The sequence below is a fragment of the Salinivirga sp. genome, assembly GCF_035268865.1.
In the GTDB taxonomy this organism is placed as follows: Bacteria; Bacteroidota; Bacteroidia; order Bacteroidales; family Salinivirgaceae; genus Salinivirga.
Map to the genome: position 1 here is coordinate 1 of NZ_DATFKB010000203.1, position 20,133 is coordinate 20,133.

At 39.0% G+C, this 20,133-nt stretch carries 21 protein-coding genes; 14 read left to right on the plus strand and 7 right to left on the minus strand.

Annotation, left to right across the window (positions count from 1 at the left end):
* The 11 genes from VJ937_RS12175 to arfB form a co-directional block, all read left to right on the plus strand.
* Nucleotides 1-722: hypothetical protein (locus tag VJ937_RS12175; RefSeq protein WP_324067486.1), on the plus strand; the 722-nt coding region annotated here is incomplete at its 5' end.
* A 265-nt stretch (nt 723-987) separates the two neighbouring features.
* Nucleotides 988-1,329 carry a type II toxin-antitoxin system RelE/ParE family toxin gene (locus VJ937_RS12180; RefSeq protein WP_324067488.1) on the plus strand — a complete coding sequence of 114 codons (342 nt, stop codon included), beginning with the start codon at nt 988-990 and terminating at the stop codon, nt 1,327-1,329.
* Entirely contained in the window at nt 1,319-1,627 is a 309-nt protein-coding gene (locus VJ937_RS12185) for a helix-turn-helix transcriptional regulator (RefSeq protein ID WP_324067490.1), read from the plus strand. The genes VJ937_RS12180 and VJ937_RS12185 overlap by 11 nt, the downstream gene beginning before the upstream one ends.
* Nucleotides 1,628-1,935: 308 nt before the next feature.
* Nucleotides 1,936-2,157: a hypothetical protein gene (locus tag VJ937_RS12190; protein ID WP_324067492.1), complete on the plus strand. Its 222-nt coding sequence runs from the start codon at nt 1,936-1,938 to the stop codon at nt 2,155-2,157.
* On the plus strand, nt 2,157-2,459 hold the full coding sequence (locus VJ937_RS12195) for a type II toxin-antitoxin system RelE/ParE family toxin (RefSeq protein WP_324067494.1): 303 nt from the start codon (nt 2,157-2,159) through the stop codon (nt 2,457-2,459). The genes VJ937_RS12190 and VJ937_RS12195 overlap by 1 nt, the downstream gene beginning before the upstream one ends.
* Before the next feature lie 722 nt (nt 2,460-3,181).
* Nucleotides 3,182-4,285 (plus strand): PKD domain-containing protein, encoded by a 1,104-nt coding sequence (locus tag VJ937_RS12200; RefSeq protein ID WP_324067495.1) that lies wholly within the window; start codon nt 3,182-3,184, stop codon nt 4,283-4,285.
* Nucleotides 4,286-4,554: 269 nt separating this feature from the next.
* Nucleotides 4,555-4,734, plus strand: coding sequence for a PLDc N-terminal domain-containing protein (locus VJ937_RS12205; RefSeq protein WP_324067497.1), 180 nt, complete (start codon nt 4,555-4,557; stop codon nt 4,732-4,734).
* Between the two features lie 152 nt (nt 4,735-4,886).
* Complete coding sequence (gene gcvT / locus VJ937_RS12210; RefSeq protein WP_324067499.1) at nt 4,887-5,990, plus strand: glycine cleavage system aminomethyltransferase GcvT; 1,104 nt, start codon at nt 4,887-4,889, stop codon at nt 5,988-5,990.
* 90 nt (nt 5,991-6,080) lie between these two features.
* The gene (locus VJ937_RS12215; protein ID WP_324067501.1) at nt 6,081-6,806 is read left to right on the plus strand and encodes a 2-phosphosulfolactate phosphatase; all 726 of its coding nucleotides are present in this window, start codon (nt 6,081-6,083) and stop codon (nt 6,804-6,806) included.
* Complete coding sequence (locus tag VJ937_RS12220; RefSeq protein ID WP_324067503.1) at nt 6,775-7,338, plus strand: cob(I)yrinic acid a,c-diamide adenosyltransferase; 564 nt, start codon at nt 6,775-6,777, stop codon at nt 7,336-7,338. The genes VJ937_RS12215 and VJ937_RS12220 overlap by 32 nt, the downstream gene beginning before the upstream one ends.
* 6 nt (nt 7,339-7,344) lie before the next feature.
* Complete coding sequence (arfB, locus tag VJ937_RS12225) at nt 7,345-7,755, plus strand: alternative ribosome rescue aminoacyl-tRNA hydrolase ArfB (RefSeq protein WP_324067505.1); 411 nt, start codon at nt 7,345-7,347, stop codon at nt 7,753-7,755.
* Between the two features lie 7 nt (nt 7,756-7,762).
* Here the strand turns inward: arfB and VJ937_RS12230 are convergent, their stop codons facing one another.
* Together VJ937_RS12230 and VJ937_RS12235 are read right to left on the minus strand one after the other, a co-directional pair.
* A complete protein-coding gene (locus VJ937_RS12230) occupies nt 7,763-9,256 on the minus strand; it encodes a cache domain-containing protein (protein ID WP_324067506.1) in 1,494 nt (497 codons plus the stop codon).
* Nucleotides 9,257-9,378: 122 nt separating this feature from the next.
* Nucleotides 9,379-11,841: an AMP-binding protein gene (locus VJ937_RS12235; RefSeq protein WP_324067508.1), complete on the minus strand. Its 2,463-nt coding sequence runs from the start codon at nt 11,839-11,841 to the stop codon at nt 9,379-9,381.
* Nucleotides 11,842-12,052: 211 nt separating this feature from the next.
* On the opposite strand from VJ937_RS12235, the gene VJ937_RS12240 reads away from it, so the two are divergent.
* The gene (locus tag VJ937_RS12240; RefSeq protein WP_324067510.1) at nt 12,053-12,841 is read left to right on the plus strand and encodes an ADP-ribosylglycohydrolase family protein; all 789 of its coding nucleotides are present in this window, start codon (nt 12,053-12,055) and stop codon (nt 12,839-12,841) included.
* A gap of 10 nt (nt 12,842-12,851) precedes the next feature.
* Here VJ937_RS12240 and VJ937_RS12245 read toward each other — a convergent pair whose 3' ends face one another.
* The gene (locus VJ937_RS12245) at nt 12,852-15,065 is read right to left on the minus strand and encodes a helix-turn-helix domain-containing protein (RefSeq protein WP_324067512.1); all 2,214 of its coding nucleotides are present in this window, start codon (nt 15,063-15,065) and stop codon (nt 12,852-12,854) included.
* Nucleotides 15,066-15,227: 162 nt separating this feature from the next.
* Here VJ937_RS12245 and VJ937_RS12250 point away from each other — a divergent pair, with 162 nt between their 5' ends.
* A complete protein-coding gene (locus VJ937_RS12250; protein WP_324067514.1) occupies nt 15,228-17,234 on the plus strand; it encodes a urocanate hydratase in 2,007 nt (668 codons plus the stop codon).
* 13 nt (nt 17,235-17,247) lie between these two features.
* Here the strand turns inward: VJ937_RS12250 and VJ937_RS12255 are convergent, their stop codons facing one another.
* Nucleotides 17,248-18,330, minus strand: coding sequence for a DUF5074 domain-containing protein (locus VJ937_RS12255; protein WP_324067516.1), 1,083 nt, complete (start codon nt 18,328-18,330; stop codon nt 17,248-17,250).
* Between the two features lie 185 nt (nt 18,331-18,515).
* Here VJ937_RS12255 and VJ937_RS12260 point away from each other — a divergent pair, with 185 nt between their 5' ends.
* Nucleotides 18,516-18,908, plus strand: coding sequence for a hypothetical protein (locus VJ937_RS12260; RefSeq protein WP_324067518.1), 393 nt, complete (start codon nt 18,516-18,518; stop codon nt 18,906-18,908).
* Here VJ937_RS12260 and VJ937_RS12265 read toward each other — a convergent pair.
* From VJ937_RS12265 to VJ937_RS12275, 3 genes are all read right to left on the minus strand, one after another.
* Nucleotides 18,905-19,162 carry a thioredoxin family protein gene (locus tag VJ937_RS12265; protein ID WP_324067520.1) on the minus strand — a complete coding sequence of 86 codons (258 nt, stop codon included), beginning with the start codon at nt 19,160-19,162 and terminating at the stop codon, nt 18,905-18,907. The two genes, VJ937_RS12260 and VJ937_RS12265, sit on opposite strands and share 4 nt — an antisense overlap.
* A 4-nt stretch (nt 19,163-19,166) precedes the next feature.
* The gene (gene ispF, locus VJ937_RS12270) at nt 19,167-19,646 is read right to left on the minus strand and encodes a 2-C-methyl-D-erythritol 2,4-cyclodiphosphate synthase (RefSeq protein WP_324067522.1); all 480 of its coding nucleotides are present in this window, start codon (nt 19,644-19,646) and stop codon (nt 19,167-19,169) included.
* A 24-nt stretch (nt 19,647-19,670) separates the two neighbouring features.
* The coding region (locus VJ937_RS12275; RefSeq protein WP_324067524.1) for a PorV/PorQ family protein at nt 19,671-20,133 on the minus strand (463 nt) is incomplete at its 5' end.

The window sequence follows — 20,133 nt, forward strand, 5'->3', positions numbered from 1 at the left end:
TGTCATGCTCTAGCAGTCAAACTCCAGAAGAGCAACTTTATAACTGTTGGAAACAATCTTTTAACAATGAGGGTGTTGATATAGAGAAATCATTGAAAGATTTCGAACTGGATTTAATAAAGAATGGTTATTTGAAAGACACAACTTGGAGTAGTTATCAACATCTTTTTGATAGCATGTCCTGTGTTAATAAGCCGTATTTAGGTCGTTCAATTTCTTTAGAAAAGTTTTTAAAAGCTAGCTTTCCTGTTACGAAAAATTGCGGCAGTCTAAACTTGATTGATAAGATTCCTAAACTTGCTGAATTGACCAAGAAGATTGAAAAAACCACTCAGACAAAAAAAGATAATTTCACTGAAATTTACACGATTTTTAATGAATCGATAGACAAACACGATTTTCAGAAGAAATTGTATAAAACATTCGTTTCCTGGTTTCTGGTTTCAAATTCGGTTTATGGAAATAGTTTAAAAGAAATGCTTCCGCAAAATAATAACCGAGCTGACTTTGAGATATTGATAGACAAAGAAGGCATGTATTTCTATAATGATAAGCGAGTTGACTACGATAGAATTGTCGAAATAATTAATAAAATTAAGGAAGCAGACAAAGTTGTGACTATTAAATTGTCGATCGATAAAACGATCCCGACATCAAAATTAGTTGATTTGATGAATATGTGTAGGTCAGATAAAATCAAACTTAAATTGAATTCAGAATAAAACATACTTTGCTTAACATCGGCGAGTTTGTATAAGGCGCTTGTGGCGGATTTTGAAGCTAGAGGAGATTTATTACCTCCGCCAAATCTACGATTTGACGGATTATTTTGTACATTGTAAATCGTAAATTTGGCTCAGAAAAGTTTGATAGGATATTACAAGTAATCCTTACACAAAACTAGCCGTGCCGTTACCTGCTATGGCAACCCGTAAATTTCTTAAAATTTCTTTCGTATTTTGTAAACTAATTCGTTAACTTTGCATAATGATAAGAAAGGTAATTGCATACAAGAACCATTTTGTTGACTTTTACAAAAAACAAGACGACAAGATTCAGCGAAAAATAGAATATGTTCTGGATATGGTGCGGTTTGAAAAGAGGATTCCTAAGAAATTCTTTAAGCATTTAGAAGGAACAGGAGGAATTTACGAAGTTAGAGTTATAACGACATTTAAAAGTATACGGATTCTGTGTTTTCAGGACAAAGGTGATTTAGTCGTGTTGACAAACTGCTTTGTGAAAAAGACGCAAAAAACGCCAAAGAAACAAATTAAATTGGCGGAACGATTAAAGGACGAATACTTGAATGAAAAGTATGGAGGATAAAACGATGAAAAACATAACCGATTTTGAAGACATTTTGACCCAAAAGTATGGCGACAAAGGGACAACGACTCGTGATAAATACGAAGCTGACTCTTTGGCTTTTCGACTTGGTGTGATGCTTAAAGAGGCGCGTAGATCTGCAAAGATAACACAGGACGAATTAGCGAAACGGACAGGGACAAAGAAAAGCTATATCTCCAGGATTGAAAGGGGGAAAAGTGACATTCAGATTTCTACATTTCACAGACTGATAGAGATTGGATTAGGAAAGCATTTGAACATTACAATTGGAGAATAACCACAGCAGGTAACAGTGGCGAATAAATCAAAGGCGGTCAGTGGGTTTCGTGGGTTTAAGGTTTTGATTTAACCCCGCCAACCGAATCGCCGTTAGGCGATGAGCTCAACGAAGTTAAAACTTCGTTTTGACGGGTAAAAATGTATATTTGTAAAACAAAGTTTTGGCTACGTGCTGTTTTTTAGGATATTACAAGCAAGCAAAACTCTCACCAGCCGCAACGTTGTAAAGCATGGTGAGGGCACAGTCTTTGCATTATTTTAGGTTAGAAATTGCTTTTTTTGTAACTTTGATAAAAAGATTTGACAATGAATATCCAATCGGAAAAACTCGAAATAATGAAATTAATCCTGGAGACTAATAATCCAAGGATTCTGGAGTCGATTAAAAAACTATTTAATAAATCGACAAAGGTTGATTTTTGGGAAACTCTGACTCAAGAACAAAAGGACGATATTCAACAAGGAATTATGGATATTGAAAATGGAGATGTAGTTGATTACGATGATTTCATGGAGAAACACAGATAATGAGAAAAGTAGTTCTTTCAAAGCGAGCCGAGAAAAAACTTGATAAGCTTATTGATTACTTGCGAACGGAATGGTCGGAAAAGGTCAAATCTGACTTTGTGAAAAATCTTGACAAATCACTGAAACAAGTGTGCGAATTTCCTGATTTATGCCAAAAATCTGATATTTCAAAAGGACTTTACATGTTGATTGTGACTAAACAGACATCAGTTTTTTATCGATACGATGACAAACAGATCAAAGTGGTTACAATATTTGATAACAGGATGGATCCCAATAAATTGAATAAAGAAATTAAATAAAACCAAGCTTTACAACCGCGGCGTTAGAGCATAAGGAGTCGCCTAGTTGCACACGGCAAAGGTTCTTTTTTTACTCCGCCAACCGAATCGCCGTTAGGCGATGAGCTCAACGAAGTTAAAACTTTCATTTTGACGATTGATGATGTTTTTTTGTAAAACAAAGTTTTTGGCTACGGAGAAGATTTTGAGGATATTACGAGTAATTCGTACGCTCCAAAGCCGCAGGATTGCCACGGGGAAAAGCGTCAATGGGTGGTAAATATCCGGGGAAATATCCCCCGAAAATGAGAATGGTTGCAGTTGTCAATATGATTTTATTGAGCTTTATTACAACGATTGTATTATCTGAAGCGGACTTGATGTTTCCTCAACTGAGGGCAATTTCCGGTATTGGAATTTGGTTTGTAGTTATCTTTTTTATCACCGGGACCATAATGAACACAATAACGCCAAGTAAGATTGAACGGATTTGGGCACCCGTATCTTTGATTCAGATGTCAACTAGCATAATTGTTGCAATCAGCTAATTATAAAAAAATTAGATTGTGATTTCGAAAAACCAAAATAAGCTGTATGTGTTTCGCGTTTAAAGAATTTGCAGTCAGTGTGTTATTAAGTGTTTTTGATTCGTATTAAAAATAGTTGTAACTTGCAGGAAAAAGCTTCAAAATGCCAAACGTTTTATATGCGTAAATTTCCACGGGAATATAAATCAATGAGTTATGAAGAAATTTGCAATTGTTTTTTTATTAATTTTTAGCACGCTTGAAGTATTTAATCAGGAATTAGAACCAATTGTAGATACCAATAAAATGTGGGTTGTATTTCGCCAAAGTGCAATTGACCCACCAGGTGGATTCGGAAAAAGTTATGCTTATAAAATCTCAGATAGCATATTAATTAATTCAAACTATTGGTTTAAGGTCTGGCAGTCACAAGATAGTTTATTTAGTGATTGGAATCAATACGGTTATATCAGAGAAGAGAATAATAAGGTTTACTACATGGATCCTGAAGTCATTGATTTTGATACCATTATTATGTACGATTTCAGCCTGGAAATTGGTGATACTGTGACCTTTTCAGAGGGCTGTGATTGGACAATTTATAATATTGATTCCTCTTGGTTTGCCGGAAAATACAGATACACTCAATATTTAACCAACTGGAAAACGATTAAACATATTGAAGGAATTGGAAGCACCGAAGGACTCTTAGGTCCGGTTTTTTACTGCACAACAGGAGGGATACGAACCTTACAATGCGTGTACGAAAATGATGAATTAATTTATCATAATCCAATATATGAAAGCTGCTATATCTATAATCCATATACCTGTCATTCAGATTTTACATATCAAATTGATTCTCTAACAGCAACATTCACTAATGAATCAACCGGATATTATGATGAGACTTACTGGAACTTTGGAGATGGTCAATCAAGCACCGAAGAAAATCCAACCCATGTTTTTCAGGACACAGGCGTTTATGAAGTAAGTTTATCTATATATGATTCTCTCGGTGGTTGTAATCATCAGCATTCCACAAATATCACGATATCAGAAACGCATATATCACCTCAAAATGATATCCCGAACAAAATAGAAATATTCCCTAATCCGGTAAAAAATTCATTGAAAGTAAATAATGCAATAATTGGTTCTAAAATTCAAATAATAAACAGCTTAGGGAATATAGTTTATGAAAGTATTCTGAAAAATGAGGATAACGAAATATTCATTTCAGATATAAGTGGATTTTTAATTCTTAGGATCATAGATAAGAAAGGAAAAGAATTAATCATTAAAAAAATAATAAAATAAACAGCTGTTAGCAGCGGCTTATGGTAGCCTTCCCCAAAAATCAGACAGTTTAAAAATTGAAAATTTTAGTAATTCGGGATTCGAGGAGTTAAATAAACATCGCCAAAAACTTCGTTTTGACGACTGATGATGTAATTTTGTAAAACAAAGATTTAGTGTTGCTGAGTTCATCGCTTAGCGGCGATTCGTTTGATTATGGAACTATTTAGGTGTTTCATAAACAAAAGTTCTATTTCTACAATCTAAATATTTTTTTAATACATTAAGTTATGGATTATTTAATGGCTGTTTTGATATTTTTAACCCTGGTACTTTGGGTATGGGCAGTTTACGATATTAATATCTCGCGACTCAAAGGGAAAAACCATCAGAATAAATGGCTGCTGGCTGTGGTAATATTTCCACTTTTAGGCCCTATTCTCTATTTCCAGTTCAAGCGTAAAGGTTGAGTTTTAGCGAAAACTCCTTACTTTGGCGTATAACAAGTTAATTTTTTGGTCTCTGAGCAACAAGGATTCAGGCCTAAACATATTCAATTAACCATTCAATTTATTACATTTGTGGTCAAGCAAATAATGTATCATTTTTTAAACTTATTATAATGAAAACCACAGCTTTCACGGCAATTCACGAAGACCTGGGTGCACGTATGGTTGATTTCGCAGGTTTTAAAATGCCAATAGAATATACCGGAATTAAAGACGAACATACCAATGTACGCGAAAAACTGGGCGTTTTTGATGTATCTCACATGGGTGAGTTTTGGGTTAAAGGCCCAAAAGCTTTTAGTCTTGTTCAGAGAATAACCACAAACGATGTTGCAGCTTTGTACGATGGAAAAGTGCAATATAGCTGTATGCCCAATGGTAAAGGAGGTATTGTTGATGACCTGCTGGTGTACCGTTTCGACGAAGAAACCTATATGCTTGTTGTAAACGGAGCCAATGTGGAAAAGGACTGGAACTGGGTAACAAAAAATGCCGAAGAACTTGGCCTTCAGGTTGGCAAAGAGGTTTATAATGCTTCTGATGAAATAAGTCTTTTAGCTGTGCAGGGGCCACTTGCTCTTAAAGCTATGCAAAAAATTACAGAGCAAAATATTATGGACATGGAATTTTATACCGTTCAAAAAGTCAATATAGCCGGTATAAAAGATGCCATTTTATCTACAACAGGGTATACCGGTGCCGGAGGCTGCGAAATTTATGTGTCCAACGAAGATGGCCCAAAACTCTGGAAAGCAGTAATGGAAGCAGGAGAGGAGTTTGGCATAAAACCAGCCGGACTTGCAGCACGCGATACGCTGCGGCTTGAAATGGGTTTTGCCCTCTACGGAAACGATATAGACGAAACCACTTCGCCCATTGAGGGTGCTCTCAGCTGGATTACCAAGTTTGTAGAGGGTAATGATTTTATTGATCGTGAATATCTGGAAAAACAAAAAGCCGAAAAGCCTGAAAAACGTCTCAAGCCATTTATCCTCGATGATAAAGGGATCCCACGTAAAGGCTACAAAATAGAAGATGGCGATGGTAATGAAATTGGAGAAGTAACTTCAGGCACAATGTCGCCCTCAACCGGACAGGCTATTGGTTTAGGTTATGTGAAAAACGGATTCTGGAAATCAGATACTGAAATTTACATACGCATACGCAAAAAGGCGGTTAAAGCACATACCACAAAATTGCCATTTTACAAAGGCTAATGCCGAAATGCAAATAATTACAAAGCATCGCCTTTTAAAGCGGTGCTTTTTTCATTAATTTTGTTTTACTAAAATGAACCCGGAACGATTATGAAGAGCGCACGACATGTCGATATCTGTTTTTCACCTGCCTTGTATGCCAATTATCACCGCGAAGGTAATCTGGTGGTGGTAATAGATCTGTTCAGGGCTACAACAGCCATTATAACGGCTATGACCAATGGTGCAAGGAGTATTAAGCCGGTGGCAGATATTGAATCGGCGCTGGCATGCAGGGACAATGGCTTTGTAGTGGCTGGTGAGCGCAATGGACATAAACTTGCAGAATTTGATTTTGGAAATTCGCCATTGGAGTTTACAACCGGGCGCATTCAGAATAAAGATCTTGCCATTACAACTACCAACGGCACCCAGGCTTTTGCTGCAGCACAGGGGCAGGTGACCATAGCCGCCGCACTTATCAATTACAAGGCTGCAATGCAGTACATTCAATCGGGTAAACAAGATGTGCTTTTACTCTGCTCAGGTTGGACAAATAAAATGAATATTGAAGACACACTGCTGGCCGGAAGATTTGCCCGGAACTTGTTGGCTGAAGATGGTTTTTATTCTACATCAGATTCCATTGCCATTGCAGAAGCAATGCTGGAGGCAGCAGGAAGTAATTGGTTGGAGTTTATTCTGGATTCATCACCCAGGCTTAAACGGAAGTATGAGCTACTAAAAAATGATATGGCCTGGGCTATGCGCCAGGATATTTCCAATGTAGTGCCGCTACTTAAAAATGACAGGCTGGTGCCAGCCTCTGAATATTAGAAATTGTAATAAAAGTTCGATTAAAACAATGTATCATGTAATAACTGGCAACGGAAAAGGTAAAACCACTGCGGCTCTGGGTATGGCTTTGAGGGCAGCCGGAGCAGGAATGCGGGTTTTTATTGCACAATTTGTGAAAGGTAAACCCTATGCCGAGCATCAAATACTGGGACAGATTCCGGGTATTGATTTTGCGCTTTTTGGCAGAAGGTGTTTTATACATAAAGCTCCTGAACGGAAAGATATTGAAGCGGCACAAAAAGGATGGTTGCAAGTACAACAAATTGTGCAAAACAAAACCGTCGATTTGCTAATTCTCGATGAACTCCACATTGCTTTATACTATCAGTTGCTTGAAGAGAAAGAGGTAGCTGAGTTTATTGCCCAAAATAAAAAAGATATTGAAATAGTAACAACAGGCCGCTATGCTCCGGATGGGCTCATTGACCTGGCAGATCTGGTATCGAACATAGAAGAGCTGAAACATTACTATGAGCAAGGTGTGAAAGCCCGGAAAGGGATTGAATTTTAGAAAGTTATGAGTGATATACGAAATATTGATTTTGATGATGAATTTGATTTTCAGACTTCCCGCAGCAGCGGGCCCGGCGGGCAGCATGCCAACAAAACGGAGACAAGGGTTACGCTGAGGTTCGATATCAATGCTTCAGCTCATTTATCAGATGCACAAAAGGCACGGATTTTTGAAAAACTCGGCAATGCCATCAACAGTGAGGGTATATTATTAATTAGCTCGCAAGAAAGCCGCTCACAGCAACAAAATAAAGAGATATGTATTGCCCAGTTTTACGACACTATAGTGGCAGCGTTGAAAAAGCCTAAAAAACGTAAACCCACCAAACCCACAAAAGCCTCAAAAAAGCGCAGACTTGAAAATAAGCGCCAACATGCCGAAAAAAAGGCCCGCAGACAAAAGCCCGATCTCTAAATATTTGTTATAATTCTGCCATATTAGCTAAAGTTGTATTTGGATTTACGTACTCGTTTACCTTTTTTGAACTGTTGGGGTGCTGCCAGTGAATTACAGTACTGTCTCTTTCAACAAAATGCGATATTGCGGCTTTTGATGCATCGGGATTCATTACAATCTGAATCTGATCGATCATAATACCTTTTTTTAATAAAGTGTTTACGACATTAACAGCTGTATGTTTGTTAGGCGTAATAAGCTTGAACCGCAAAAGCTTTTTTTGTGCCCTGGTAATTTCCAGATAATTTATTCGATTAAGTAGCTGGCTAAGCATATCTGTTCTTGTTTCGCCATAGATTTTATCATATGGACTGATATGTGCCATATAGGCAAAGTCTTGTTTGAGCGATATAATCAATCCTGAACAGGTAGATATACCATGGGTATACAACACCTCGCCACTTTTACCGCGTTTAAATTCGTCGATATTTACATTTATGGCTTCACGCACAGGTCTATATTTAAGATAATGATGCTTTTGTTGTTCAATATACTTCAGCAGCATCACTTTGAGTGAATCAGGATTTTTCAGATAAAAATTAGAGCGTACTTCGGCCTCGTTAATTTTAGCTATTATGAGCCATTCATTATTCATAAAAGAAAATACTTCGAAAGCACTAATTACATCAAACCCCATGTAGTCGGTTACTTGTTTGTGTCCTTTGCCTAATGCAAATTTGCTTTCAATATTGTTGCTGGCCAGCTTTTTTTGTAGAATGGTCGATTGGGGCTTAAATCTTGAATCAGTGAGCATGTAATGCGCTTTGTTTACCAGTATTACTTCCCCACTTTGTCCGAGGTGCTTATTTAGTGAAAATATATGATTGATTTTACTGACGGAAAATTGCATCACGATCCAACCGAGAAATTTACGATTTTCGTAAAATGGTTCTATGAAAAAGGCAGACGGCTCACCTGATATTTCGTAAAACCTGAAATCCACAAGCGATTCTTTGATATCCGATTTTAACTTACGCGAAAGTGGCGTATGCCTGAATTCAGGGGTAAATATATTTTGATGGTAATCAGCTTCTTTTTTTATTGTATAAAAAATATTTCCCGAAGTATCAACCATCAGAATGTCGTAAAACCTTTGATATTTGTTTATGTAGTGACGCCTGAATGCCAATTCAAGTTTTTCTTTTTTAGCCAGGGTTGATTTCGGTAATTTCGATTTATCTTTTATTGCCTCAAAAGCCTTTTGTGTCTTAAAAAAGCTTTTCACCAGATCATCCTGCACAACCTCACCGGCATTGCTCTGAGTATGCTGAAGGTAATTGATTAATTGCCGTTTTGTATTTTGAACTGTGGAATCAAGCGTGCTGTAAGTATGGTCATAAACAGCTGCCTGGCTAATTTCTGGGTTTTGTTTATTAAAATTACATTGCACTGATACGAGTGTAATGATAAAAATGGCAACCAGATTCTTTATAATTGGTAAAAAGACAATGTTTTTCATATGTAATAGTTCAGAATAGATATACATACAAAAATAAAGAATCATACTTTACGCAGATACGTGAAAATACCCTTTATAAAATAAAGATAATCAGGATAAAAGGCTCTTAATATGTTTGGTTCCTAGTGGCAAACTACTTCTCTGATGTTCTCTTTTACGGTGTCGGTTAATGTGTCGAAATCATGTTTCTCAGGATAAACGGGAGGCATGTAAGTTACCTGTATGCGTGTAAACAAACGAGGTAATTTTTTACCTGTTGGCAAGGCATTGTAGGCGCCTTTAATGGCTACCGGCACAACGGGTACATTGAGCTCTTTACTCAAAATAGCAAAAGTCTTTTTGAAATCACCAACTTCACCATTTTTGGTGCGGGTTCCTTCAGGAAAAATTACCACTTTATTATCCTGTTTCAGGGCTTCTGCCAGTTTCTGAATCGACTCTTTTATGCCCTGGTCGAGGTCAACTACAATCACGTTATGCTTACCTGCCAGGAAGTTCATGAATTTAGTTTTTATGTGTTTTCGCTTGGCATAGAAAAAGGTGCGACGCAATTCCCTGTTTTTGATAAAAGCAGAAATAAAAACAGCATCGAGGTAACTCTGATGGTTCGGTGCAATAATGGCGGGGCCGTCAGGTATGTTTTCTTTGCCATTGCTTCTCATTCTGAAGAGTACTTTAAATATGTACTTTAAGCCCTTAAACAATAATATTTGGCTGAACCAGGATTTGGGCAACTTAATGTTCACCCTTTCTCTGATAATGGCAGACCAGTCGGGCATTTCGAACTTGTGAAAAATCTTGTTTTCCCGCACATGTTCGGCTATTTTACTGATTGAGGGGAATCTTAAAAGTTTCTCTTCGTCGAGCTTAACACCGAAATTACGGTCAATGAAATCAATTAATGACAATTTATCGAGTGAATCAAGTGCGATATCAAATTCAATATGGTGGTCTGGAGCCACATTCATATCAACTTGCTGTTCGATAAATGTTTTTATTACTGTAAATTCTTCTGAATCGTCTTGTTTGTCAGCTGTAATTCTACTTTCTACCGGGTTTTCAAATAACTCAGGAAGTTTAAATCTTTGTAGTTTACCAAGCCTGGTACGAGGCAACTCTTCTGCCGTAATGGCAAATTTCATTACGCGTTTATAAGAAGTAACCTGTTGGTTGAACCATGGAAGCACTTCTTTTCTGAATTTGAGGTTAATGTCAGCAGCATCGGTATTGGCAAATTGTTCCATATCAGGCACAATAAGGGCATGTAAGAAGCTTTTATGGAAAAATATAGCTACTTCTGCTATACTTTCATGCTGTTCTAACTTCTGCTCAAGCAATACCGGGTTTATATTTTTACCACTTGGCAGCACAATAATTTCTTTTTTACGACCGGTAATATGCAAGAACCCTTTTTTATCAACACGTCCCAGATCCCCTGTATGCAGCCATCCGTCTTTAATTACTTCTGCTGTTTCCTCAGGTCTGTTAAAATAGCCGCGCATAATGTTTGGCCCGCGTGCAATAATTTCATCATTTTTTATACGCATTTCGAGGTCGGGCAGGGCCTGACCCGGTGAAGAAACTTTGAATTTTCCTGGTCTGGTAAAGGTAATCATTGGAGCGGCTTCTGTCATACCATAACCTTCAAGTATTTCAAACCCGAGTGAATGGAAAAATTTACCAACTTTAGGGTCCAGCGCAGCTCCACCACTAATAAGGTACGTTAGGTTTCCGCCAAAGCGGTCATGTACTTTTTTAAATACTTTTTTCGCAACTTTTTTACTGCCAATTAATTTAACAATTTTAAAGACAGCCCTCAGGATGAATTTCTGATTGACTTTGTCGCTTATGCTCTGGTAAAGCAATTTGTAAAGTTTGGGAACCCCAATCATGAGATCAATTTTATTGTCCCCAAAAGTTTTTAACAGGTCGGCGGATTGCATTGAAGGCGATTCAACAATGGTCGCCCCCGTGTACAATGGTATAAGCATGGAGCCTGCTAAAGGAAAAATGTGGTGTAATGGCAGCAGCATGAGGATCTGTTGATTGCCACTGTAGATAGGTACTTTTTCGGAAACTGCAATTATGTTGGCTCTGAGGTTATTGAATGAGAGTTCCACACCTTTTGGCGATCCTGTAGTTCCTGATGTGTAGATGATTACAGCGGTTTCGTCGTTCTTCTCTGGTGCTTTCCATTCAGGTAAGTTCTGTCCGTTTATGTTTTTTGGGGCTAATAAATCTACCGTTTTAATATCGTAACTGAGATTCGACTCTACTTGTTCCAGCTTTTCCCGGGTAGTTTCATCGTAAAATATCATTCCGGGTTTACAATCATTCAGAATATATTCCAAATCCTCCTCGCTTGCCAAAAAGTCTATTGGCACTACCGTGAAACCAGCATTCCATGCTCCGTAAAAAGCAAATACCCAATCGGCACTATTTTTTGCAAATATTGCCACTCTTTCTGTTTGCAGGTTTTGGCCAAATTGACTGTAATATCCTATATTGCAAAGCAAATCACCATAATTGTAGGTTTTCTCCGCGCCTATAATAGCTGGCTTGTTTATATCCTGAATATTAATCATTTTGTTGGTTTATTATGAGGTTAGATTGGTTCTGCAAATACTGTGCAATTATTTATTACTTTATTTCGCCAGGAATTTATGCTCAAGAGAAAGAATAAATGACAGGCTGAATGCTAACACATTATGAAACGATTTAAATTCTTTTTTGTTTGTAAATCATGCAGTTATTTCCTATTTTCGGACAGATTTACTAAAAAATTATAAAATAGCTATGATTGGAGCCATTCTTGGAGATATTTTAGGTTCTGTGTATGAGTTTGGTCCAGAGAAAGATATCTCGAAAATAAAATTTTCCGAACGATCAGATTTTACCGATGATACAGTCCTGACCATTGCTGTGGCAGATGCCATTTTGACGGGTAAAGATTTTCGTGATAATTTACATCTTTTTGGCAATAAATACCCCGGCCGTGGTTATGGAGGTCGTTTTGTACAGTGGCTGAAAGCCGATGGAGCAGGGTCTTACAATAGTTATGGTAATGGTTCAGCTATGCGTGCCAGTCCGGTGGGTTGGGTTGCCCGTACCGAAGCAGAAGTATTGGATCTGGCAGAAAAAACAGCCATTGTGACTCATGACCATCCTGAAGGGATTAAAGGTGCTCAGGCCATAGCGCTGGCCGTTTTTATGGCTCGCAATGGCTCCGATAAGGAAATAATTAGACAAAAAATTGCTGAAACCTTCAGTTACGATCTGAACCAGCAATACAATGATATTCAACCCAAATATTTTTTTGATGTCACTTGTCAGGGCTCTGTCCCGCAGGCTATCATTGCTTTTCTGGATAGTAACGATTATCAATCGGCTATACGTAAAGCTGTTGCACTTGGGGGTGATGCCGATACCCAGGCATGTATGGCAGGTGCCATTGCAGAAGCGTTTTATGGTATCATTCCTGATTCAGATTGTAAATATCTGGATCGCCTACCGGATGAGTTTATGTTTACAATCCGGCAGTTTTATAGCAGTTTTGAAATTGCAATGCCTTGTGGAATAAAATAGATGGGTTCTTTTATGTATCAGAATTTATAATCCCTTTTGCACGCATGGCCGCAAGGGCCATTTTTATATCTCCATAACCAAAATCATTACTCATCACCTCTTTTATGGCGCCGGAGCTGTAGCTGCCCGCATGTTTCGCTGCTTTTTGCACGAGCTCAAAGTTTTCCTGAGTCATGAAGTCTGTTATTTCCAGTACGCCCGATTCCACATACCGACTTAAATGGCCCTGAATTGTATTCGGTACAAATGATCTTTGTTCAGCGATCTCTTCTATCGATAATCCTTTTTGGTATAACTCTAGCGAAATTTCTGCTGTGGGTTTTTTCTTGCCGGGTTTAAAAGACTTTTCCAGTGCTTTGCGCTGCTCGGGCTTGTATTGATAATCGGTAAGCTCCGGAGTTGTGTTTTCGACATATGCACGGGCCAAAACCTGTGTTTTATGCATCTTTTCAATTTGGTTCCAAAGGTTTTGTTCGAGGGCCTTTAGTTCTTTTAAATATTTTTTCGTGCCGGTTTTTTTATTCACCTGCTTTGCATGTGAAGCAATATTTTCTGCCAGGCCTTTAAAGTGCTCCTCAAAATATTGACGCGCAGCTGTTATTCGCTCGAGTAAATATGTTGTTTCTTCTTTGTTTTCAGAGTCGTTTAGTTTATTTACCTGCTTTACGAACTTTTCCCCTGTTGCGACATACTCCGGAATGGCAGCAGCCATCTCCCTTGCCCATTGCTGATATTGTTGTTTTTTTGAATGCGATTCAGATTTATTGTAGCTTTTTACGTGATCTTTAAAACTGTATTCAAGTTGCTTGAAATTAAAGTTACTGGCTGCACTCTGCTTTAAATATACCCAGGCCTCTGTTTTAAAGCCTGCGTTAAGGTCCGATTCTGTTCGTTTTTCCTCGGTGAAGGTTTTCAATGCAGTTTCTGTTTCTGGGGGAGTTTGCGGAATAGGAGCGTTTAATGTAAGCCCCTCGAGCGATGTAAGTCGCGAAAGGGCTACATATATTTGTCCGGGTGCAAAGGCTCTTGAAACATCAATGGTCGCATTTTCAAAAGTTAGGCCCTGACTTTTATGTACCGTTACTGCCCAGGCTAGTTTTAATGGGAAATGTATAAATGTTCCTTTTACACTGGTTTCAATTTCGTTCGATTCTTTATTTAGTTTATAGCGTTTATTTTCCCATGTGTAGCGTTCCACAACAAAGGGTGATGTTTCATCCTCGAAACTAACTATGGGGCCCTCTTCTTCGAATCCTGTTACGGTTCCTATTTTGCCATTAAAATAACGCTGCTCGCCGGAATAATCATTTTTAATGAACATAACACGGGCACCTTTTTTTAACTTCAGCTCCGGCTCAATCGGATACATGTGTGGTTTGAAATCATTATGAACGGTAGCTTTAAATGAGGTTGGCTTTTCATCTATTTTGTCGAGTTCCTGCTGGTTGATTTCGTCAGCCAACTTGTTGTGTGTGGTAATAAAAATGGCTTTGTCAGAATTACTATCTGACCCGGGCGGTTGATAATGTTGGTTCAGAATTTCAATATCATGCTGCGTAATTTTGTTGTGCCGCAAGTTGTTGAGTAGATCTATAAATACTGGATCTTGCTGCCTGAATACTTTTTCCAGTTCAATGTATACGGGCTTATCGTTTTGTAGGGCCCGGGCTTCAAAAAAATAGAGTGTTTCGTAGTATTTTCCTACTGTATTATACTCTTCTCTTTTTACCACCGGAGGTAGTTGCAGCAAATCACCAATGAACAATATTTGAATGCCTCCAAAACTTTGATTGTGGTTGCGTCTGACAGACTTTAGCATTACATCAATGGCATCCAGAATATCGGCGCGCAACATACTTACTTCGTCTATAATGAGCAGTTCAATGCTCTGAAGTAATTGTCTTTTGGCTTTGTTGAGTTTTATGGTTTTGAGCAGTGTCCCGGGAGTGTTTAATGCTTCTGTAAGGTTGGGCGGAATGTTGAAATTTTGATCGGGAATAAAGCTTCCAAAGGGCAGTTGAAACAGTGAGTGAAGCGTCACTCCTCCGGCATTAATTGCCGCAATGCCTGTGGGCGCAGCTATTACTGTGTTTTTATGGGTTTTGTGAACGATATCACGTAAAAAAGTTGTTTTTCCTGTACCTGCTTTCCCTGTTAGGAATATATGTTTGTTGGTGCTGTTGATGTATTTTGCAGCATATTCTGCCGGTTTGTTTGCTTCCATTTCTACGTTTTTGATTGTGCATGCAAGTTAATGGTTATCATGTTAATCACAAAAGGTATTTGTTTCCCTTTTACCATGGCCATTTTACGACTAATTATATATCGTATTTATATAGCTTCTAGCCAATTTTTTGGTATTTTTGTGTGATTAAAAAACGAAGCTATGACAAAAGAAGAATTTCAACAACTAATTCAAGAGGGAATTCCTTCAGAATTGCCCCCGAAAAAAGCATACGATTCGCATATAAATCATGCGCCCAAACGAAAAGAGATACTTACCGAAAAAGAGAAAAAGCTGGCATTGCGAAATGCACTTCGCTATTTCCCCAAAGAACAGCACGCTGAGTTGGCTCCTGAGTTTGCTGAAGAGTTGAAAGCATATGGCCGCATTTACATGTACCGTTTTCGCCCTGATTGCGAGATTAAGGCAAGGCCAATAAATTGGTATCCGGGTAAATCAAAACAGGCAAGAGCCATTATGGTAATGATTCAGAATAACCTGGATCCTGCCGTAGCTCAGCATCCACATGAATTAATAACCTACGGTGGAAATGGCGCTGTATTTCAGAATTGGGCACAGTATCGGCTTGCCATGAAGTACCTATCTGAAATGACCGATGACCAAACATTGGTCATGTACTCAGGTCATCCGATGGGTTTATTTCCATCGCATAAAGATGCACCGCGTGTGGTAGTAACCAACGGTATGATGATTCCAAATTATTCAAAACCCGATGACTGGGAGCGTTTTAATGCCCTTGGTGTAACACAATACGGACAAATGACAGCGGGTTCGTATATGTACATTGGCCCGCAGGGAATTGTACACGGAACAACAATAACAGTACTGAATGCTGCACGCATGATTGCCGAAAAAGGTGATGCTTCGAAACCCAGGCTTTTTATAACCTCTGGTTTGGGCGGTATGAGCGGTGCACAGCCTAAAGCAGGTAATATTGCAGGTGTTGTAAGCATTTGTGCAGAGGTAAATCCGGACGCTGCTTATAAGCGCCAGGAGCAAGGCTGGGTCGATGAAGTGATTGAAGATGTAGATCGCACCATCGATACTGCAATAGCATATCAAAATAAAAAACAACCCCACTCAATTGCCTACCTGGGCAATATCGTTGATTTGTGGGAGCGACTGCTTAAACGTAATATTTACGTGGATCTTGGTTCTGACCAAACTTCACTGCATAACCCCTGGGCTGGTGGTTATTATCCCGCAGGACTATCTTTCAGTGAATCGAATGAAATGATGGCAAAGGAACCCGAAAAATTTAAGGAGAAAGTACGGGAATCGTTACGCAGACAGGTTGCTGCCATAAACGGGCTTACCGCAAAAGGTATGTATTTTTTCGATTATGGAAATGCTTTTTTACTGGAGTCGAGCCGTGCAGGAGCAGATATTATGGATGAACAAAATGAAAATTTCCGGTATCCATCATATGTTCAGGATATTATGGGCCCAATGTGTTTTGATTATGGCTTCGGTCCATTTCGCTGGGTATGTACATCGGGCAAACCTGAAGACCTTGAAGCAACTGATCGCATAGCTTCAGAAGTTTTGGATGAAATTCGCCAAAATTCACCAAAGGAGATACAACAGCAAATGGCCGATAATATTCAGTGGATTAAAGGTGCACAGGAGAATAAACTTGTAGTGGGCTCGCAGGCCAGAATTCTCTATGCCGATGCCGAGGGCCGCATGAAGATAGCTGCAGCCTTTAACGAAGCCATTAAAAAGGAAGATATCGGCCCGGTAGTTTTAGGTCGGGATCATCACGATGTTTCGGGAACCGATTCACCATTCCGTGAAACTTCTAATATTTACGACGGATCGCAGTTTACAGCCGACATGGCCATTCAAAATGTTATTGGTGATGGTTTTCGCGGCGCAACCTGGGTGTCTATCCATAACGGCGGTGGTGTAGGCTGGGGAGAAGTGATCAATGGCGGTTTTGGTATGTTACTCGATGGTACAGATGAGGCCGATCGCAGATTGAAAATGATGCTGCACTGGGATGTAAATAATGGTATTGCCCGCAGAAGCTGGGCCAGAAACGAAGGTGCTGTATTTGCGATTAAAAGAGCCATGGAGCATGAACCCAGATTGAAAGTTACCGTTCCGAACGATGCTTCAGATGATATAATCGATGAGGTGCTTTAGGCTGTGCTCCTGATTATTTAAAGATAAAAGCTGTGGGGATGATACCGACTCTGAAGGTGTCTATGGCTGTACCATCTATTTGATGGCGATATACAGCCCCCCTCTGTATATTATCAATTGCATCGGCAACATAAATATCACCATTACGCGGGTCTACACCTATTGCAGCGAAACCGCGGTCGTATGCGCCATCGTAAGGGCTTTCAATAAAAAGTTCTGTAGTGCTGTTTTCATAAATTGACCGGCGATATACATTTCCGTTGATGAAATAGAGCGTGTCGCCAGTGTTGTTTATTGCCAGATCAGAAGGTGATGTTGATAAATCGAATCGCTGCATTGAAACTATTTGTCGTGTTTGCGGATCTAATTGGAGTAACGCAGGCTCCTCATGTCCGAAAGGGTTTCCGGCAAAACCTCCGTCAGTCAGTACCCATATATTTTCATTTTTATCCATTACCATGCTTCTTGGTTGTATGGGTACAGCAATGGAGTCAATCCATTGGTCGGTTTCTGTGTTAATAACCAGAAGTTTGTCATCGTAGCTCCAGCAATTTACAAAGAGGTATTTACCGTGTTGAAGCATTTGTTCTGTAGCATGCTGTGCAAAATCAGGATGGTTATTATCCACATCTATGGTTCCTGTAACCTCAAAAGTCAGTGGGTTTACTATGCTTATTGTTTTGCTGTAAAGGTCAGTTACATAAGCTTTCGAATCATTTATAAAATGTATGTACCGCGGTGAAGTCAGTCCTGTGATTTTTCCTGCAAACTCAAAAGTATTGGTATTGATGACATAAATTTTTCCGCTATTGTTAAGGACTATAAATCCAAGACTGTCTTTTATTGTCATCGATTGTGCTACATCGCCCAGCGGTGCTCCATTTGCTTCTGCAAAAACATTATTTTGCACAATAAGTGAGTCGGGTTTGTAAAAAGAGAGCGAAGCATTGTCGTACATGAAATTGCCCTCGTTTAGTATAAAAACTCCAGTTGATTGTTCATCATAATCATTGAGGTTATACCACTGGTCATCATCCATGCATGAATGCATCAACAAGCCGACTAATAGCAATATGTATGAACATTTTAGTGTCATGAATATGCAAATTTAGCTTTTTTGAGTGGCACTATTCCGAATAGTGAAATCTTTTTTGAATTGACAAATCCGTTGGTCTAGTTTTTCACCGTTTTTATCAAAATCAGGGCATTGATTTTAAGGGATTTTGAACCCTGCAGTGAAAATTGCGTATATTTTCATAACTTCACATAAAAATTTGACCAATGAGAATCATAACTGTTTTAATCGCATTGTCTTTTTTCTTTGTCGGTTGCGAAAAAGATAAAGATGAATATAAATCCATCACAGGTGAATGGCTTGTTGAGGATACCGGTGATTTAACCAATTACCGTCGCTATGAGGTGGGTATTCAACGTACACAGGGCGATACATCCTCGTTTATAATTACCAATTTCTACAGAACAGGCATTGGCAGCGAGACCTATGTTACAGTTGATGGTCTGAACATCAGTATTAACACACAACCAGTTGGCAATTATATTATTCAGGGTTCAGGTACCATAGAACCAGATTATAAGCAAATAAATCTTGAATATGAGGTAAATGGAGGCGAAGTAGGTTACGAAACCGTTATTAGTTTAATGACAAGGGATTAGTCCTGGAAACGCAAAATAAAGTCTTCCACCTCATTGAGTCCAAAATTACGTACAAAACGCTTCATTTCTTTTTCTCCGTCTAAAAAGAGCAGGGCAGGGGCACTAAAAAGTAAGTATTTACCCTTTGCTTCGGGATTGGCAGCCAAATCAACAGTTTCGAATGGAATATCATAATGTTCGGCCAGCTTTTTAGCGCGTGGCTCCAGGGCATGACATGTGCTGCAGTGTGGTGTAATGAAATATTTTATCTTCATAATTTTAAATAGCTTGAATTAGAACGGATGCGTAGGCTTCGATACCTTCTTCTTTACCTACAAAACCCAGTTTTTCTGTGGTTGTAGCCTTAACAGATATTTTTTCGGCTGGTTCACCAAGTGCCTCTGCAATCCTGAAACACATTTGGTCTATAAAAGGTTTTATTTTAGGTTGCTGAAGTGCTATGGTGGCATCGAGGTTACCTAGCCGGTAGCCTTTCTTTTTTACCAGGTCATAGCTTAATTTCAATAAATTCAGGCTGTTGGCATTTTTATACTTTGGGTCGGTATCCGGGAAGTGTGTGCCGATATCTTTTAACGCAGCAGCTCCTAAAAGCGCATCGCTGATGGCATGCAACAGCACATCTCCATCGGAATGGGCTATGGTACCTTTGTTGTGTTCAAGTTTCACCCCACCAAGAATCAGACTTTCGCCTTCAGCCAGCCTGTGCACATCGTATCCAAAGCCTGTTCTGATTTGCATATGTAAAATGTATGGTTAGCGCTCCTAGTTAGGCTCTGCCATTGCATCGAAATTGAAGAGCAATGAGAACCTGATGGTATTTTTTAATGGATTGTTGGCAGTGGTTGGTATTAAATAAGCCACATCAATTCCAAAAACATTTAGTCTAAGTCCGGCACCCATAGTAAAATACTTGCGATTACCTTTTTCACGTGGTTCGTGGAAATATCCTGCACGGAAAGCCAGCTTTTTATCGTACCAGTATTCAATGCCTATCGAAGTATTTATTTCTTTCATTTCTTCTTCCAGGGTAGACATGCCGCTAATTCCAGGGGCGTCATAGAATGATTCTACAATGGCCGTGGCTACTGCTAAGTCTGTTTTGTCTTCAGCCGTAATGAAATCACCTGTCTCAGGGTCCCGCTCATAGGTTGTAGTTGGGGCAAGCAGTTTATTAAAATCAATGGCAATGCCCAGGCTGTTGTAATCGTCGAGCTGATACATGAAT

Bases quoted from the DNA above. Each gene is read 5' to 3' on its own strand.
- VJ937_RS12180 (WP_324067488.1), top strand. From the start codon at position 988: ATGATAAGAAAGGTAATTGCATACAAGAACCATTTTGTTGACTTTTAC.
- VJ937_RS12185 (WP_324067490.1), top strand. From the start codon at position 1,319: ATGGAGGATAAAACGATGAAAAACATAACCGATTTTGAAGACATTTTG.
- VJ937_RS12190 (WP_324067492.1), top strand. From the start codon at position 1,936: ATGAATATCCAATCGGAAAAACTCGAAATAATGAAATTAATCCTGGAG.
- VJ937_RS12195 (WP_324067494.1), top strand. From the start codon at position 2,157: ATGAGAAAAGTAGTTCTTTCAAAGCGAGCCGAGAAAAAACTTGATAAG.
- VJ937_RS12200 (WP_324067495.1), top strand. From the start codon at position 3,182: ATGAAGAAATTTGCAATTGTTTTTTTATTAATTTTTAGCACGCTTGAA.
- VJ937_RS12205 (WP_324067497.1), top strand. From the start codon at position 4,555: ATGGATTATTTAATGGCTGTTTTGATATTTTTAACCCTGGTACTTTGG.
- gcvT (WP_324067499.1), top strand. From the start codon at position 4,887: ATGAAAACCACAGCTTTCACGGCAATTCACGAAGACCTGGGTGCACGT.
- VJ937_RS12215 (WP_324067501.1), top strand. From the start codon at position 6,081: ATGAAGAGCGCACGACATGTCGATATCTGTTTTTCACCTGCCTTGTAT.
- VJ937_RS12220 (WP_324067503.1), top strand. From the start codon at position 6,775: ATGACAGGCTGGTGCCAGCCTCTGAATATTAGAAATTGTAATAAAAGT.
- arfB (WP_324067505.1), top strand. From the start codon at position 7,345: ATGAGTGATATACGAAATATTGATTTTGATGATGAATTTGATTTTCAG.
- VJ937_RS12230 (WP_324067506.1), bottom strand. From the start codon at position 9,256: ATGAAAAACATTGTCTTTTTACCAATTATAAAGAATCTGGTTGCCATT.
- VJ937_RS12235 (WP_324067508.1), bottom strand. From the start codon at position 11,841: ATGATTAATATTCAGGATATAAACAAGCCAGCTATTATAGGCGCGGAG.
- VJ937_RS12240 (WP_324067510.1), top strand. From the start codon at position 12,053: ATGATTGGAGCCATTCTTGGAGATATTTTAGGTTCTGTGTATGAGTTT.
- VJ937_RS12245 (WP_324067512.1), bottom strand. From the start codon at position 15,065: ATGGAAGCAAACAAACCGGCAGAATATGCTGCAAAATACATCAACAGC.
- VJ937_RS12250 (WP_324067514.1), top strand. From the start codon at position 15,228: ATGACAAAAGAAGAATTTCAACAACTAATTCAAGAGGGAATTCCTTCA.
- VJ937_RS12255 (WP_324067516.1), bottom strand. From the start codon at position 18,330: ATGACACTAAAATGTTCATACATATTGCTATTAGTCGGCTTGTTGATG.
- VJ937_RS12260 (WP_324067518.1), top strand. From the start codon at position 18,516: ATGAGAATCATAACTGTTTTAATCGCATTGTCTTTTTTCTTTGTCGGT.
- VJ937_RS12265 (WP_324067520.1), bottom strand. From the start codon at position 19,162: ATGAAGATAAAATATTTCATTACACCACACTGCAGCACATGTCATGCC.
- ispF (WP_324067522.1), bottom strand. From the start codon at position 19,646: ATGCAAATCAGAACAGGCTTTGGATACGATGTGCACAGGCTGGCTGAA.